Source organism: Enterococcus sp. DIV1937, from assembly GCF_050535975.1.
GTDB lineage: Bacteria > Bacillota > Bacilli > Lactobacillales > Enterococcaceae > Enterococcus > Enterococcus faecalis.
The window spans coordinates 2,084,878-2,099,942 of sequence record NZ_CP172909.1 but is presented as its reverse complement, the minus strand read 5'-3'; the positions used below and the strand labels follow the sequence as shown (position 1 = coordinate 2,099,942).

Annotated in this window: 15 protein-coding genes; 14 read left to right on the top strand and 1 reads right to left on the bottom strand. The window is 37.3% G+C overall.

Annotation, left to right across the window (positions count from 1 at the left end):
• Positions 1-9 precede the first annotated feature (9 nt).
• Positions 10-186 carry a hypothetical protein gene (locus tag IGL13_RS09990; RefSeq protein ID WP_002356530.1) on the bottom strand — a complete coding sequence of 59 codons (177 nt, stop codon included), beginning with the start codon at positions 184-186 and terminating at the stop codon, positions 10-12.
• A gap of 232 nt (positions 187-418) precedes the next feature.
• Between IGL13_RS09990 and groES the strand changes: the two genes are divergently transcribed.
• The 14 genes from groES to rnr all read left to right on the top strand — a co-directional run bounded on the left by groES (position 419) and on the right by rnr (position 15,057).
• Entirely contained in the window at positions 419-703 is a 285-nt protein-coding gene (gene groES / locus IGL13_RS09985) for a co-chaperone GroES (protein ID WP_002356531.1), read from the top strand.
• A 57-nt stretch (positions 704-760) separates the two neighbouring features.
• Entirely contained in the window at positions 761-2,386 is a 1,626-nt protein-coding gene (gene groL, locus IGL13_RS09980; protein WP_002362559.1) for a chaperonin GroEL, read from the top strand.
• 302 nt (positions 2,387-2,688) lie between these two features.
• Positions 2,689-3,408 (top strand): response regulator transcription factor, encoded by a 720-nt coding sequence (locus IGL13_RS09975; protein WP_002356534.1) that lies wholly within the window; start codon positions 2,689-2,691, stop codon positions 3,406-3,408.
• Between the two features lie 23 nt (positions 3,409-3,431).
• Positions 3,432-4,142, top strand: coding sequence for a hypothetical protein (locus IGL13_RS09970; protein ID WP_002356535.1), 711 nt, complete (start codon positions 3,432-3,434; stop codon positions 4,140-4,142).
• Between the two features lie 16 nt (positions 4,143-4,158).
• Positions 4,159-5,706: a glucosaminidase domain-containing protein gene (locus IGL13_RS09965; protein ID WP_002365033.1), complete on the top strand. Its 1,548-nt coding sequence runs from the start codon at positions 4,159-4,161 to the stop codon at positions 5,704-5,706.
• Between the two features lie 217 nt (positions 5,707-5,923).
• Complete coding sequence (locus tag IGL13_RS09960; protein WP_002356537.1) at positions 5,924-6,334, top strand: GtrA family protein; 411 nt, start codon at positions 5,924-5,926, stop codon at positions 6,332-6,334.
• A 77-nt stretch (positions 6,335-6,411) separates the two neighbouring features.
• Entirely contained in the window at positions 6,412-7,896 is a 1,485-nt protein-coding gene (locus IGL13_RS09955) for a nicotinate phosphoribosyltransferase (RefSeq protein ID WP_002356538.1), read from the top strand.
• A 2-nt stretch (positions 7,897-7,898) separates the two neighbouring features.
• Positions 7,899-8,726: an ammonia-dependent NAD(+) synthetase gene (gene nadE / locus IGL13_RS09950; RefSeq protein WP_002356540.1), complete on the top strand. Its 828-nt coding sequence runs from the start codon at positions 7,899-7,901 to the stop codon at positions 8,724-8,726.
• Between the two features lie 168 nt (positions 8,727-8,894).
• Entirely contained in the window at positions 8,895-10,724 is a 1,830-nt protein-coding gene (locus IGL13_RS09945) for a heavy metal translocating P-type ATPase (RefSeq protein ID WP_002356542.1), read from the top strand.
• A 91-nt stretch (positions 10,725-10,815) separates the two neighbouring features.
• Positions 10,816-11,100: a (4Fe-4S)-binding protein gene (locus IGL13_RS09940; RefSeq protein ID WP_002356543.1), complete on the top strand. Its 285-nt coding sequence runs from the start codon at positions 10,816-10,818 to the stop codon at positions 11,098-11,100.
• Complete coding sequence (locus IGL13_RS09935) at positions 11,090-11,365, top strand: GNAT family N-acetyltransferase (protein WP_002356545.1); 276 nt, start codon at positions 11,090-11,092, stop codon at positions 11,363-11,365. Before IGL13_RS09940 ends, IGL13_RS09935 begins: the two co-directional genes overlap by 11 nt.
• A 167-nt stretch (positions 11,366-11,532) precedes the next feature.
• Positions 11,533-11,769: a preprotein translocase subunit SecG gene (gene secG, locus IGL13_RS09930; protein WP_002356546.1), complete on the top strand. Its 237-nt coding sequence runs from the start codon at positions 11,533-11,535 to the stop codon at positions 11,767-11,769.
• Positions 11,770-11,914: 145 nt separating this feature from the next.
• Positions 11,915-12,688, top strand: a complete 774-nt coding sequence (locus IGL13_RS09925) for an alpha/beta hydrolase (RefSeq protein ID WP_002384145.1) — start codon at positions 11,915-11,917, stop codon at positions 12,686-12,688.
• A complete protein-coding gene (gene rnr / locus IGL13_RS09920; protein ID WP_002356549.1) occupies positions 12,688-15,057 on the top strand; it encodes a ribonuclease R in 2,370 nt (789 codons plus the stop codon). The genes IGL13_RS09925 and rnr overlap by 1 nt, the downstream gene beginning before the upstream one ends.
• Positions 15,058-15,065 lie beyond the last annotated feature (8 nt).

Here is a 15,065-nt window from a genome sequence, read left to right as displayed (position 1 = left end):
TTTCTATAATTATTTTTTACGATTATTGCGATATCCTAATAAAAGAAAAACGAATAAGAAAAAGAAAAGAGATTCCCAAAGTGTCGAAACAATTCCTTCTGTGACACTGAAAACAAGATTTCCTAAATTCGCTATCACAAAATAAACGAAGGTTGCTATTAGTGCTGTAAGTAAACGTTGTTTCATTTTATTCGCCTCCAATCGTAGTCAATTTATTTTACCATGAATTAAAGGATTGGAAAAACATTCCATGAAAAAAGAATACGCAATAAAAAATGCGTATCTTATAATTGACAAGAAAAAGAGAGAAAAGACTTGCATTTTTAGAGTGAAATGAGTATTATAAATAGTGTGAGTTAGCACTCTTGTGTATCGAGTGCTAAAATAAGCGAAAACTTTTTATTTGGAGGGATTTATTGTGTTAAAACCATTAGGCGATCGCGTCGTAATTAGAGTCGCGAAAGAAGAAGAAAAAACTGTTGGAGGAATTGTTCTTGCATCCGTTGCAAAAGAAAAACCACAAACAGGTGAAGTTATCGCAGTAGGTGAAGGTCGTGTGCTTGAAAATGGCACAAAAGTTCCGATGGAAGTAAAAATTGGTGACACAGTAATGTTTGAAAAATATTCAGGAACAGAAGTGAAATACGAAGGCGTAGAATACTTAATTGTATCAGCCAAAGACATTATTGCCACTGTTGAATAATAAACAACTTTTACAGAATAATATAATAGAAGAAAAAAATTATGAGGTGAAGAAATCATGGCAAAAGAGATTAAATTTGCAGAAGATGCACGTGCAGCAATGCTACGCGGAGTAGATGTATTAGCAGATACAGTGAAAGTGACATTAGGCCCTAAAGGTCGTAACGTTGTTTTAGAAAAATCATTTGGTTCACCATTGATTACTAACGATGGAGTAACAATTGCTAAGGAAATTGAATTAGAAGATCATTTTGAAAACATGGGCGCAAAATTAGTTTCAGAAGTTGCTTCTAAAACGAATGATATTGCTGGTGACGGAACAACAACAGCGACTGTTTTGACACAAGCCATTGTTCGTGAAGGCTTAAAAAACGTAACTGCTGGAGCTAACCCATTAGGTATTCGCCGTGGGATTGAATTAGCAACAAAAACAGCAGTAGAAGAATTACACAATATTTCATCTGTAGTTGATTCAAAAGAAGCGATTGCACAAGTCGCTGCTGTTTCATCAGGTTCTGAAAAAGTCGGCCAATTAATTGCTGATGCAATGGAAAAAGTTGGTAACGACGGCGTAATTACCATTGAAGAATCAAAAGGGATTGAAACAGAATTAGATGTGGTTGAAGGAATGCAATTCGACCGCGGTTATTTATCTCAATACATGGTTACTGACAACGATAAAATGGAAGCTGTTTTAGAAAATCCATATATCTTAATTACCGACAAAAAAATCTCAAATATTCAAGATATCTTACCTTTATTAGAACAAATTCTACAACAAAGCCGTCCACTATTGATCATTGCGGATGATGTTGATGGGGAAGCTCTACCAACATTAGTATTGAACAAAATCCGTGGTACATTTAATGTTGTCGCAGTAAAAGCGCCAGGATTTGGTGACCGCCGCAAAGCGATGCTTGAAGATATTGCTATTTTAACAGGTGGTACAGTAATCACTGACGACTTAGGGTTAGAGTTAAAAGACACAACTATTGAAAACTTAGGAAATGCTAGCAAAGTAGTTGTCGACAAAGATAACACAACAATTGTTGAAGGTGCTGGTTCAAAAGAAGCCATTGATGCCCGCGTTCATTTAATTAAAAACCAAATCGGCGAAACAACGTCTGATTTTGATCGTGAAAAATTACAAGAACGTTTAGCTAAATTAGCTGGCGGGGTTGCTGTCGTTAAAGTCGGTGCTGCAACTGAAACAGAATTAAAAGAATTAAAATTACGAATTGAAGATGCATTAAACGCAACACGTGCCGCTGTAGAAGAAGGCATGGTTTCTGGTGGTGGTACCGCACTTGTCAATGTAATTGGTAAAGTCGCTGCGCTGGAAGCTGAAGGCGACGTGGCAACAGGGATCAAGATTGTCGTTCGTGCATTAGAAGAACCAATCCGTCAAATCGCTGAAAATGCTGGTTATGAAGGATCAGTGATTGTTGACAAACTAAAAAATGTTGACTTAGGTATCGGATTCAATGCAGCTAACGGTGAATGGGTAAACATGGTTGAAGCCGGTATTGTTGACCCAACAAAAGTAACTCGTTCTGCCTTACAAAATGCAGCTTCTGTGTCAGCTTTATTATTAACAACTGAAGCAGTTGTTGCAGACAAACCAGAACCAGCTGCACCAGCTCCTATGATGGATCCATCAATGGGCATGGGCGGTATGATGTAAAAATAAAAAAATATTCTAAAAGCTTACGATTGAAAAATCGTAAGCTTTTTTTTACATAAAGAATAAATAATCTAAATAATATCTTTGCTTATGGTATTTTCTCAAATATTTACTCATTTAACAAAAAAGATGATAATTTAAAGGCTTCGTTTTAGCTAGACAGCCTTGTTTTTATTCGATAAAATTTAGTAATAACAATCATTTTTTGAAAACTAGTAGTTGGTAATTTTTATTTATTAATAGAATATAAATAAAAATTATTATATTTTGAAGGGGAATATTAGGAAGATTGAGGTGGAAAAATGGAAAAATATACAATTGGTGTCGTTCCTTTGACAATTGAAACAAAAGAATACTGTCAAAATTGGTTTGTTAGTAATCAAGTAGAATGTCAGATCATCCAAGGAACAAATATACTTCTTCATTTGCACCATATTGATGGATTAGTGATTGAAGTTACTGACCACCAGCAAGTAAATACTTGTTGTGAGTTATTAATGACGATTCGCAAGCAGTCAGATTTACCGATTTGGTTATTTTCTCGGACAGAAGTAATTAGTAAAGTCAATCGAATTATTTATTTACAATTAGGTGCAGATGGCGTTTTTGATCATTCTTATGATCGTCAAGAATGCATGTTAAGCATGAGTAATTTATTGCAACGTGTAAAAAGACGTTTTTATCCTAAATTAGCTATTGCAAACGAGGAACAAACAGTTACTAAGAATCTTTCTGAGAGATTGTATTTAATTGCGCCAAATTTGAGTGTTTGCTTGGGAAGTGGAGAAGAAATTCTTTTAACAAAATTGGAATTTTTCACAATAGAGTATTTATACAAACACGCAGGACAAACAATTACATATGAAGAACTCTACAAAAATGTCTGGAAAGATACTGCGAATGAACGAAAATATCGTGTCGCTAATGTGATTTTCCATTTGCGTAAAAAAATTGAACAAGATGTGAACAAACCACAATATATCAAAACAATTCGTTCAAAAGGCTATATGTTAACGGTGTAAAAGGTAAGAAGGGGGAGAAAAAGATGTGGCAATTTTTGACTAAAAACAATGAAGATGAGGAGTATGAGAAGATGCCGGATTTTGAAAATGAACAATCGATGAAAGCACAACCAAAGGTAACAGAGGAAGCAAGCTTTGATGACGAGGTCGTTTATGCAAAAGAGCAAGCTGCAAAAGTAAAGCAGGTCCAGCAACAAGTGCCGACTGAACTGTCAGAAGAGTCATTTTCTTTTGTTGAAAAACTAGAAGAAGAAAATCAATTATATCAGCAATCCATTAAAAAGCTAACGGAGCAATTATTAATGCGAACCAATGAAGTGGAAGCATTACAAAAACAAGTAGTCGAAAAAGATGTGCAACTTAAACAGCTTAAAGAAACGTTAAGTGATAAAGAAGCAACTATCACTTCTTTACAGAAACAATTGTCTGAAGAAAAGATGCAACAGAGACAGACCAGTGAAGAGAATTTAGACACAGCCGTTACGCTTTCTCAAAAAGAAATTGGCGAAGTCTTATTAGAAGCCAAACGTCAAGCAAAAGAAACAATTGCCCAAGCTAACCAACAAGTTGCAACAGTTCATGAAGAGATGGAACAACGTTTAGCAACTTTAACACGCATGAAGCAAGTGGCAAGAGAGTACCAAGCTTATTGTGAACAAATGCTGACAATCAAGAATGAATCAACAGGAACGTACCAACAGATAGAGCAGTTATTAGCAGAAATAAAGAGGTAAATGAAGGAGAAATGCGATGAAAAAAAGAAAGGCAAGATATTTGAAGTTGGTATGTATTGGAATTTTAGGGATTTATGCGGGCGCCAGTTACTACAATTCGGAACCATTAATCGCTCAAGAAGAGACCGAAACGAGGGACGAAAGTCGACAGCTATCGCTGGAAGAAAAAAGAGCGGACCAAGCCAATCAAGACCAAGGAACCCTTACTTCTTCAACGCTGAACGAAACAATAATAAGTTCGTCTGAACAACAAGAAAGTTCAACACAAAATTACAGCAGTGACCATCCAGAAAATAATGTGGAACCATTAGAATCTGAAAATAGTTTACCGCCACAAGAAAAGCCAATTGCTAGTACTAAACCAACCGAATCGTTACAAAGTGAGCAACCAGCGTCTGAAGAGCGTAAAGCACTCACTGAAAAGCCGCCTCATAATCAGGAACCACAAAATTCTACATTAACTGAAAAGACCAAAGAGCCGTTGGTACATTCAGAGATAGACAATAGTCAAGAAAAGGAAAAGCAAGCAGGAATTCAACAACAAGCCGAGGCAAATTTTGTTGTCCAAGAGAATGCTTCTACTTCTGAGTTTATTAGAAAAATCGGTGAAGAAGCACGAGTTATTGGTCAGCAACATGATCTATACGCTTCTGTCATGATAGCTCAAGCTATTTTAGAAAGTGGCTCGGGCAATAGTGCGTTAGCAGCGCCGCCTAATTATAATTTGTTTGGCATTAAAGGCGCTTATCAAGGTCAAAGTGTCAGCTTTCCCACACAAGAAGATGATGGTAAAGGGAAGATGACCACCATTCATGCCGATTTTCGTCAGTATCCATCCTATAAAGAGTCATTAACAGACTATAGTAAATTAATCATCAATGGGCTGGCTGGTAATCCAACGTTTTATCACGGCGTTTTGAAAGCAAACACGACGAATTATCAGCAGGCAACAAAATTTTTAACAGGTCGTTATGCAACGGATACATATTACGATAAAAAATTAAACGCGTTGATTGAAACCTATCAATTAACTGAATACGATCAAGAAAAGAAGAAACCAGTAGTGACTAATTTGGCAGAAGAAAAGAAACCTTCGTTTGATAAGGAAGCAGTCAAAGAACAGCTAAAAAAAGAAGCAGTCATCTATGAAGTAAGCAAAGGAGATTCTCTCGCCACCATTAGCCAGACGTTTGGTGTGTCAGCAACAGCCATTTTAAAACAAAATTCAAAGACTCAAGAAATGTTTTATATTGGCCAAAAAATCACGATTCCTCAGCATACAGCGGCGACTTCTCTAGAACCGAAAGAACAAGCGTTACTTCAATCACTAATAATCAGTAAATCGGTGACTAATGCTTTGAAGACAGCAGAGCAATCAAATGGTAAAGCGAATGACTCAAAAACAGAGTCTACTGAGTATTATGAAGTAAAAAGAGGAGAGACACTCGCAAAAATTGCTAAAAAAACGGGCTATTCCTTAACCGCCCTCAAGCAGACAAATGACTTAACGTATTCTGTATTAACCGAAGGACAAACGATAGCACTTCCTAAGCTAAAGGACTAATGCTGATTTAACTTATTGGTTGATGGAGTCATATATTATTAGACGAAGAGAAGAGGAGAAGTTCATCCATGGATGAACTTCTCCTCTTCTCTTACTATGTTTTTCATAAATACTTAATAAATAGTAAAATTAGCAAGAGAATTGTGTCTTTACACAAAATAGATAGGTTTTCTTGCCGAAGTTTGATAAAATGATTAGTTGAAAGGATGCGTGAAAATTGAAAGAATTATTTCGTAAATACCGAGAAGTACTGGCTTATTTATTTTTTGGTGGTGCAACGACTGTCGTCAACTTAGTTGTATTTTTTGTTTGTCAAAATGTGTTAGGGCTGGATTACAAGATAAGTAACACAATTAGTTGGTTTTTATCTGTTCTATTTGCCTTTTTCACGAATAAATATTGGGTATTCGCAAGTAAGCATGAAAGCATAGCTGGTTTTTTTAAAGAAATGGGCTTATTTTATTGGTACCGAATTTTATCTTTTGTGGCTGATATGGGTTTAATGATTCTCCTAATTGATGGCATTCATTTTTCATCGTTTTGGGCGAAAATGATTACACAAGTTGTAGTAGTGATTTTAAATTATTTCTTCAGTAAATTTTTCATTTTTAAAGAAAAAGAGGTCTAAGCAGATTTTAGGCTAAAAAAAATTTTTTTGTTATAATATAAACAAGTTTTTAATACAAAGAATAGAGGTAGAAAACGATGGACTATACATATGCAGATGATAGTTTGACATTGCATACAGATATGTATCAAATCAATATGATGCAAACGTACTGGGAATTAGGGAGAGCAGATTTACATGCTGTTTTTGAATGTTACTTTAGAGAGATGCCCTTTAATCATGGCTACGCAATTTTTGCAGGCTTAGAACGTTTGGTCAATTATCTCGAAAATTTAACGTTCACAGAATCTGATATTGCATATCTCCGAGAAGTTGAAGAATATCCAGAAGATTTCTTGACGTATTTAGCAAATTTTGAATTTAAATGTACTGTACGCTCTGCTTTAGAAGGGGATTTGGTTTTTAATAACGAACCGTTAATTCAAATTGAAGGTCCTTTGGCACAATGTCAATTGGTAGAAACTGCCTTGCTAAATATGGTGAATTTCCAAACATTAATTGCGACAAAAGCGGCTCGAATTAAATCCGTGATAGGCGATGATCCTTTATTGGAATTTGGAACACGCCGGGCACAAGAATTAGATGCTGCCATTTGGGGCACAAGAGCCGCCTATATTGGTGGGGCGGACGCGACAAGTAATGTTCGTGCTGGTAAAATTTTTGGTATTCCGGTTAGTGGGACTCATGCCCATTCATTGGTTCAGTCGTATGGAAATGATTATGAAGCATTCATGGCGTATGCCAAAACACATCGGGATTGCGTTTTCCTTGTTGATACGTATGATACTTTGAAAGCGGGAGTGCCAAGCGCAATTCGAGTAGCTCGAGAAATGGGGGATAAAATTAATTTCCTAGGCGTGCGGATTGATAGTGGCGATATGGCTTATATTTCTAAACGAGTTCGTGAACAACTGGACGAAGCAGGCTTTACTGAAGCAAAAATTTATGCATCGAACGATTTAGATGAAAATACGATTTTGAATCTAAAAATGCAAAAATCAAAAATTGATGTATGGGGCGTGGGTACCAAGCTGATTACCGCCTATGATCAACCGGCTTTAGGAGCGGTGTTTAAATTAGTTTCAATTGAAGGTGAAGATGGTCAAATGAAAGATACCATTAAACTATCTAGCAATGCTGAAAAAGTGACAACACCAGGAAAAAAACAAGTCTGGCGCATTACACGTAAATCTGATAAAAAGTCAGAAGGGGACTATGTGACACTTTGGAACGAAGATCCTCGCCAAGAAGAAGAAATTTATATGTTCCATCCCGTTCATACCTTTATTAATAAGTATGTCCGTGATTTTGAAGCACGGCCAGTACTCCAAGATATTTTCGTTGAAGGAAAACGTGTGTATGAATTACCAACTTTAGATGAAATTAAACAATATGCAAAAGAAAATTTAGATTCACTTTGGGAAGAATACAAGCGGGACTTGAATCCGCAGAAATATCCAGTGGACCTTTCAACAGATTGTTGGAACCACAAAATGAATTTATTGGAAAAAGTGCGTAAAGACGTTAAACATTTAACGGAAACGGTGAATAAGGAGGCCTAGAAATGACAACACTTCAAGAAAAAATCATTCAAGAGTTAGGTGTTTTACCGACAATTGATCCAAAAGAAGAAGTTCGTAAAAGTATTGATTTTCTGAAAGCTTATTTAACTAAACATCCTTTTTTAAAAACCTTTGTCTTGGGAATTAGTGGCGGACAAGATTCAACATTAGCTGGGCGCTTAGCACAATTAGCGATGACTGAAATGCGCGAAGAAACAGGAGATATGTCGTATCAATTTATTGCGATTCGCCTTCCCTATGGTGAGCAAGCAGATGAAGCTGATGCACAAGCCGCGCTAGCCTTTATCCAGCCAGATGTTTCTTTACGAGTGGATATTAAACCAGCAGTGGATGCAATGGTTGGTTCGCTAGAAAACGCTGGCGTTCAAATTAGCGATTTTAATAAAGGGAACATGAAAGCACGTCAACGTATGATTACACAATATGCAGTAGCTGGCGAAAATGCTGGCGCAGTAATTGGCACAGACCACGCAGCCGAAAATGTGACAGCTTTCTTCACCAAATATGGCGATGGCGGAGCGGATATTTTACCGTTATTTCGTTTAAATAAGCGCCAAGGAAAAGCTTTGCTGAAAGAACTTGGGGCACCAGAAGCCTTGTATCTAAAAATACCAACAGCTGATCTAGAAGATGACAAACCGTTAGTTGCAGATGAAGTTGCCTTAGGTGTCACGTATGATGCCATTGATGACTATTTGGAAGGCAAAAAAGTCTCGGAAACAGATCAACAAACAATTGAAAACTGGTATAAAAAAGGACAACACAAACGGCATTTACCCATTACAATTTTTGATGATTTTTGGAAATAAAAACACAGACCATCGGCGAATGAACGATGGTCTGTGTTTTTTTTACATAACTACTTTTCAGAAAGTAAACGTTGCTACAGCAACTATCCTATGATAATGAAAGTCGTTTTCATTTAGGCGTTTTCACTTTCTTTTTCAAAACAGAAAAGGTACGCTCAATAATGTAAAGTGAATGATGGGAGAGAAAAAGAGATGAAGCATGTAACAAAATTGGGGATTACAATTATAACAGGAGTTTTGGCATTATTATTTGAATTTATTTTACATCAGCCGAATTGGGCGTATGGTATTATTTTAATAACAGGTTCTGTAATGGCGTTAATGATGTTCTGGGAAATGATTCAAACCTTACGTGAAGGAAAATATGGTGTCGATATTTTAGCGATTACCGCTATCGTTGCAACCTTAGCTGTGGGAGAATACTGGGCCAGTTTGATGATTTTAATTATGTTGACTGGTGGTGATTCATTAGAAGACTATGCTGCTGGAAAAGCTAACCAAGAGCTGAAGTCATTATTGGATAACTCGCCACAAAAAGCTCATCGCTTGAATGGCGAAAATTTAGAAGATGTTTCTGTTGAGGAAATCAATGTTGGCGATGAATTAGTAGTAAAACCAGGGGAACTAGTTCCAGTTGATGGCTTGGTAAAAACCGGGACATCAACAGTCGATGAATCTTCATTAACAGGAGAATCAAAACCAATTGAAAAAAATCCTGGGGATGAATTAATGTCGGGTTCCGTGAATGGTGATGGCTCTTTGAAAATGGTTGCTGAAAAAACTGTAGCAGACAGTCAATATCAAACAATTGTGAACTTAGTGAAAGAATCTGCGGCACGTCCAGCTCATTTTGTACGTTTAGCAGACCGCTATGCGGTACCTTTTACACTAGTTGCCTACTTAATTGCAGGTGTTGCTTGGTTTGTTTCAAAAAGTCCGACACGTTTTGCGGAAGTCTTAGTGGTTGCTTCGCCGTGTCCTTTAATTCTATCTGCCCCAATTGCTTTAGTGGCAGGGATGGGTCGTTCAAGTCGTCATGGGGTCGTTATTAAATCGGGAACGATGGTCGAAAAATTAGCTTCTGCAAAAACGATTGCGTTTGATAAAACAGGCACGATTACGCAAGGACAACTTTCTGTTGATCAAGTCCAACCAATCAATGCTGAAATAACTGCTGCTGAATTAGTGGGATTGGCAGCAAGCGTGGAACAAGAATCAAGTCATATTTTAGCTAGATCAATTGTTGCTTATGCCAGAAAGCAAGATGTCCCATTAAAAAATATTACAGATCTAGCGGAAGTTTCTGGTGCTGGCGTGAAGGCATTTGTGGATGGTGCTGAGATACGGGTAGGTAAAAAGAATTTTGTGACACAAGAGTCTCAAGCAACTGAAAAAATTGATAAAACGACTATTCATATTTCACGTAATGGCACATATTTAGGCCGAATTACTTTTACAGACACAGTACGACCAGAAGCAAAAGAGACTATGGAAAAATTACACCAATTACATCTTCAACGAATTTTAATGCTGACGGGGGATCAAGAATCCGTCGCAGAAACGATTGCTGCAGAAGTAGGAATTACCGAAGTACATGGGGAATGTTTACCACAAGATAAGTTAACTATTCTAAAAGAATTGCCCAAAGAAAACCATCCAGTCATCATGGTAGGGGATGGTGTAAATGATGCACCTTCGCTTGCTGCTGCAGACGTAGGTATTGCTATGGGCGCTCATGGAGCTACTGCGGCTAGTGAAACTGCTGACGTTGTTATTTTAAAAGATGACTTAAGTAAAGTCAGCCAAGCGGTCGAAATTGCCCAAGATACCATGAAAATTGCCAAACAATCTGTATTAATCGGAATTTTTATCTGCGTTTTACTAATGCTAATTGCTAGTACCGGGATCATTCCGGCGCTAATCGGGGCTATGCTACAAGAAGTCGTGGACACTGTGTCAATCTTATCTGCTTTGCGTGCTCGTCGAATTGGCAAGTAAGGTGGAACAATTAATTGCCTGAATGTCCAGCTTAGTGGTAAAATAAAGGTACGTTTTTAATATTAATAAGTTACAGGGGAGAGATTGTGCAATGAAAGGAAACCAAATAGATGGGCAACCAGTCACGGAAGAACAACTATTAAAAGAAGGCTACCGTAAATATACGGGGGAAGGAATTGATATCTTTTATAATAAAGATATTTGTGAACATATTGGTAATTGTGTTCGCGGAAATCCAGAAGTCTTTGAAGTTGGTCGGAAACCATGGATTATTCCAGATAACGGAAGTGTTGAAAATGACATGATTGTGGTAGATTCATGTCCAAGTGGTGCTCTAAAATATATTCGGAAAGCAGGGAACGAATATGCAAATTAAAGAAGAAAACAATCGTTTTGCTCTATATAACGATGAAAACCAAGAAATTGGTGAAATGACTTGGTCAGATGCTGGCGAAAGCATGATGATTATTGATCATACGTTTGTTGATCCAACTTATCGTGGACAAAAATTAGCTGAAAAACTTGTTTTAGCAGGTGTTGAAAAAGCGAGAAAAGAGCATAAAAAAATTATTCCGCTATGTCCATTTGCCAAAAAAGAATTTGATACTAAACCTGAATACGGAGACGTATTGAGAAAATAAAGAAGAAACTAGCAACAGCCGCAAGTAGAAATCTGATTCCTACTTGCGGCTGTTGTTATTAGAGACAAATAAGGAAAGACATTAAATTTCACTGGTGTTTACAGATAAAATATGCTACATTAAAGTAGATGAATTTCGCATATTTGTATAAAAAGGAGAATTAACGCATGTATAATCTAATCTTAACGTTGGTCATCATTTTATCTGTTTTAATCGTCATTACTGTTATGATGCAACCAAGCAAACAAAACAGTGCAGCAAGTGCCTTCACTGGCGGTGCAGATAAATTATTTGGGAAGCAAAAAGCGCGCGGTTTTGAAGCTGTTATGCAACGCTCAACAGCAGTTCTTGGCGCAATTTGGATGATTTTATTATTTGTTTTGGCGTTCTTATCTTCAAAATAAGTACGTAATCTTTTAAAATGACAAGTTTAGAACAGAGAGATGAGTGCGGACACTTATTTTTCTGTTCTTTTTCTTTCTGAAAAAGTCTTTGAAACTTATCATTTCGGAAGGTTTTCTTTTGAGAATATGATAGAATGAAGCTGAGGTGAGCGAAGTGGCAAAAAAAATCAATTTACCGAAGCCGTTATTTTCAGAAAAAGGAAAACGGGCGGTCCTTTTATTACACGCTTATTCTGGCAGCAGTAATGATGTACGGATGTTAAGCAGACGTTTAGAAAAAGAAAATTATACTGTCTATTCGCCTAATTTTTCAGGACATGGCACGCTAGTTCCTGAAGATATTTTAGATCAAACAACGGAACAATGGTGGCAAGATACACAAGAAGCAGTCGCTTTTTTGAGAGAAAGAGGTTACCAAGAAATTGCCATTTTTGGTTTATCAATGGGCGGGATTTTCAGTATGCATGCATTAACGGAACAATTAACAGGATTAATTGGTGGTGGATTTTTCTGTTCACCTATCTACCCTGTCGAAAATAAAGTCCCAGAAAATTTCGTATTATACGCAGAAAATGTGATGAAAATCGCAGAAGTTCCTGCAGAGGAACAACAAAGCCGGTTGCAATCGATTGAGCAACGAGTCAAACAACAATTAGGAGCGATTGAAACGATTGCTAGTCAGACGGCTGACAAACTAAACAAAATCCACGCACCTCTTTTCTTAGCGCAAGCTGGCAAAGATGAAATGATTGAGCCAATGGGCGTCTATCAAACGGCCCAAGCGCTAACACAAGCACGTGTGACCTTACAATGGTACCCAAACAGCGGACATGTCATTACGGTGAGTGGAGAACACAAACAATTAGAGCAAGATGTGGTGCAATTTTTAGCAACACTACCTTGGAATGAGGAGAAATAATGACAAAACAAACAATTAAAGAGCAAATTTTACATTTCATGGAAAGCCAAAAAAAGAAAAGCTTTTCAATGGAAGAAATTGCACAAGGCTTGAATTTAGAAAAAAGTTCAGATTTTAAAATTTTAGTGCAAACCATTGCACAAATGGAACGAGAAAAGTCAGTTAGTTTCAACAAAAAAGGCAAAGTCCTGTTACCAATGAAAGACTTATTAATAGAAGGAACGTTTCGTGCAAATGAACGAGGCTTTGGTTTTGTAACCATCGATCCTGAAGAACCAGATGTTTACATTCCTAAAGAGGCAACGAACTTTGCAATGGATGGGGACACGGTTTTAATCGACGTGATCCAACATGCGGATCCTTTTTCAGATCGCGGCGCAGAAGGTAAAGTCAAAGAAATTAAAGAGCGAGCAGTGAGCCAAGTTGTCGGAGAATTTGTGGCATATAGTGAAGAAGAAATGGCAGAAATGGGACTGTATGGCTACATGATTCCCAAAGATAAGAAATTGAATCAGTATACTGTATCAATTGCACCTGAAGGGATTAAGCCAGTAGATGGTAGCATTGTCATTGCTGAAATTACCTATTATCCAGATCAAGAATATCCAACGAGTATGGAAGGACTAGTCAAACAAGTGATTGGTCATAAAAATGATCCAGGAATGGATATTTTATCAATCGTGGTGGCTCATGGAATTCCCACAGCATTTCCTGATGAAGTTTTAGCTGAAGCGGACCAAGTACCAGAAACTATTGCAGAAAGCGATTTAGTCGGTCGTCGGGATTTACGTGATCAGTTGATTGTGACGATTGATGGAGAAGATGCAAAAGATTTAGATGATGCGGTAACGGTACAAAAGTTAGCAAATGGCAATTTCTTTTTAGGGGTGCATATTGCAGATGTTTCTTATTATGTAACTGAAGGAAGCCAATTGGATATGGAAGCGTATGAACGTGGTACAAGTGTCTATTTGACAGACCGAGTTGTGCCAATGATTCCGCAGCGATTATCGAATGGGATTTGTTCGCTAAACCCACATGTTCCACGTTTAACCATGAGTTGTGAGATGGAAATTACACCAGAAGGAGAAGTTATTTCGCATGAAATTTTCCAAAGTGTAATCCAAACAACGGAGCGAATGACCTATACAGCAGTCAATGAAATTTTAGAAGAGCAAAAACCTGAAACGTTAGAACGCTACAAGGAGCTAGTTCCCATGTTTAAAGAGATGGGCGAGCTGCACCATATATTAGAAGAGATGCGTATGCGCCGTGGTGCGATTTCTTTTGAAGATCGTGAAGCCAAAGTCCTAGTTGATGAAAATGGTCATCCCCAAGATATTCTTTTACGCACGCGTGGCGTGGGTGAACGATTAATTGAATCCTTTATGTTGGCAGCGAATGAAACTGTGGCGCGTCATTATCATGACTTAAAACTGCCATTCATTTATCGGATTCATGAACAACCAAAAGAAGAAAAAATGCAACGTTTCTTTGACTTTGCTGCAGTACTTGGCATTCTTGTTAAAGGAACAAAAGAAAACATTTCACCGAAAGATTTACAAAAAGTTTTAGAGCAAGTTGAAAATAAGCCGGAAGAAGTGGTTATCAATACGATGTTGCTAAGAAGTATGCAACAAGCGAAATACTCAGAAGACAACTACGGACACTATGGGTTGGCTGCTGAATATTATACGCATTTCACTTCACCAATACGTCGTTATCCAGATTTAATTGTGCATCGTTTGATTCGCAGCTATAGCCAAGATCAATCTGAAAAAAATCAAGAAAAATGGAACGAAGCATTACCAGAAATTGCCAATCATAGTTCAAGTATGGAACGTCGCGCAGTTGATGCAGAGCGTGAAGTGGACGCCATGAAGAAAGCCGAATTTATGGTAGATAAAGTGGGAGAAACGTATGACGGGATTATCAGCTCAGTCACAAAATTTGGTATCTTTGTGGAACTGCCTAATACAATAGAAGGCTTGATTCACGTGAACAACTTAAAACAAGATTATTTCCACTTTATTGAAAATCATATGGCGTTAGTTGGTGAACGGACGGGAATGACTTTGAAAATTGGTCAGAAAGTTCAAATCCGTGTTGAAAAAGCTGATCCAGAAACAAGAGAAGTTGATTTTGAATTGATTTCAGCTGAGGAAGTCGCGCCAGTCGAAGGACCAAAAGGACGTAAAAAAGGCAAAGCCAATTCTTCAACTCGTTCAAATAATCAACGAAGAAATAAAAAAGATGAATCATTTGATGGTAAGAAAAAGAAAAATAAGAAAAAAGGCAAAGGCAAAAAACAACCTTTTTATAAAGAAGCAATGAAACAAAAAAATAAAAAAGGGAAAAAGAAGAAGTAGAGGAGGTC

What these genes read in the sequence shown, in the direction of transcription:
- IGL13_RS09970 (WP_002356535.1), top strand. Translation starts at nt 3,432, where the DNA reads ATGTGGCAATTTTTGACTAAAAACAATGAAGATGAGGAGTATGAGAAG.
- IGL13_RS09965 (WP_002365033.1), top strand. Translation starts at nt 4,159, where the DNA reads ATGAAAAAAAGAAAGGCAAGATATTTGAAGTTGGTATGTATTGGAATT.
- groL (WP_002362559.1), top strand. Translation starts at nt 761, where the DNA reads ATGGCAAAAGAGATTAAATTTGCAGAAGATGCACGTGCAGCAATGCTA.
- IGL13_RS09975 (WP_002356534.1), top strand. Translation starts at nt 2,689, where the DNA reads ATGGAAAAATATACAATTGGTGTCGTTCCTTTGACAATTGAAACAAAA.
- IGL13_RS09990 (WP_002356530.1), bottom strand. Translation starts at nt 186, where the DNA reads ATGAAACAACGTTTACTTACAGCACTAATAGCAACCTTCGTTTATTTT.
- IGL13_RS09935 (WP_002356545.1), top strand. Translation starts at nt 11,090, where the DNA reads ATGCAAATTAAAGAAGAAAACAATCGTTTTGCTCTATATAACGATGAA.
- rnr (WP_002356549.1), top strand. Translation starts at nt 12,688, where the DNA reads ATGACAAAACAAACAATTAAAGAGCAAATTTTACATTTCATGGAAAGC.
- nadE (WP_002356540.1), top strand. Translation starts at nt 7,899, where the DNA reads ATGACAACACTTCAAGAAAAAATCATTCAAGAGTTAGGTGTTTTACCG.
- IGL13_RS09940 (WP_002356543.1), top strand. Translation starts at nt 10,816, where the DNA reads ATGAAAGGAAACCAAATAGATGGGCAACCAGTCACGGAAGAACAACTA.
- secG (WP_002356546.1), top strand. Translation starts at nt 11,533, where the DNA reads ATGTATAATCTAATCTTAACGTTGGTCATCATTTTATCTGTTTTAATC.
- IGL13_RS09955 (WP_002356538.1), top strand. Translation starts at nt 6,412, where the DNA reads ATGGACTATACATATGCAGATGATAGTTTGACATTGCATACAGATATG.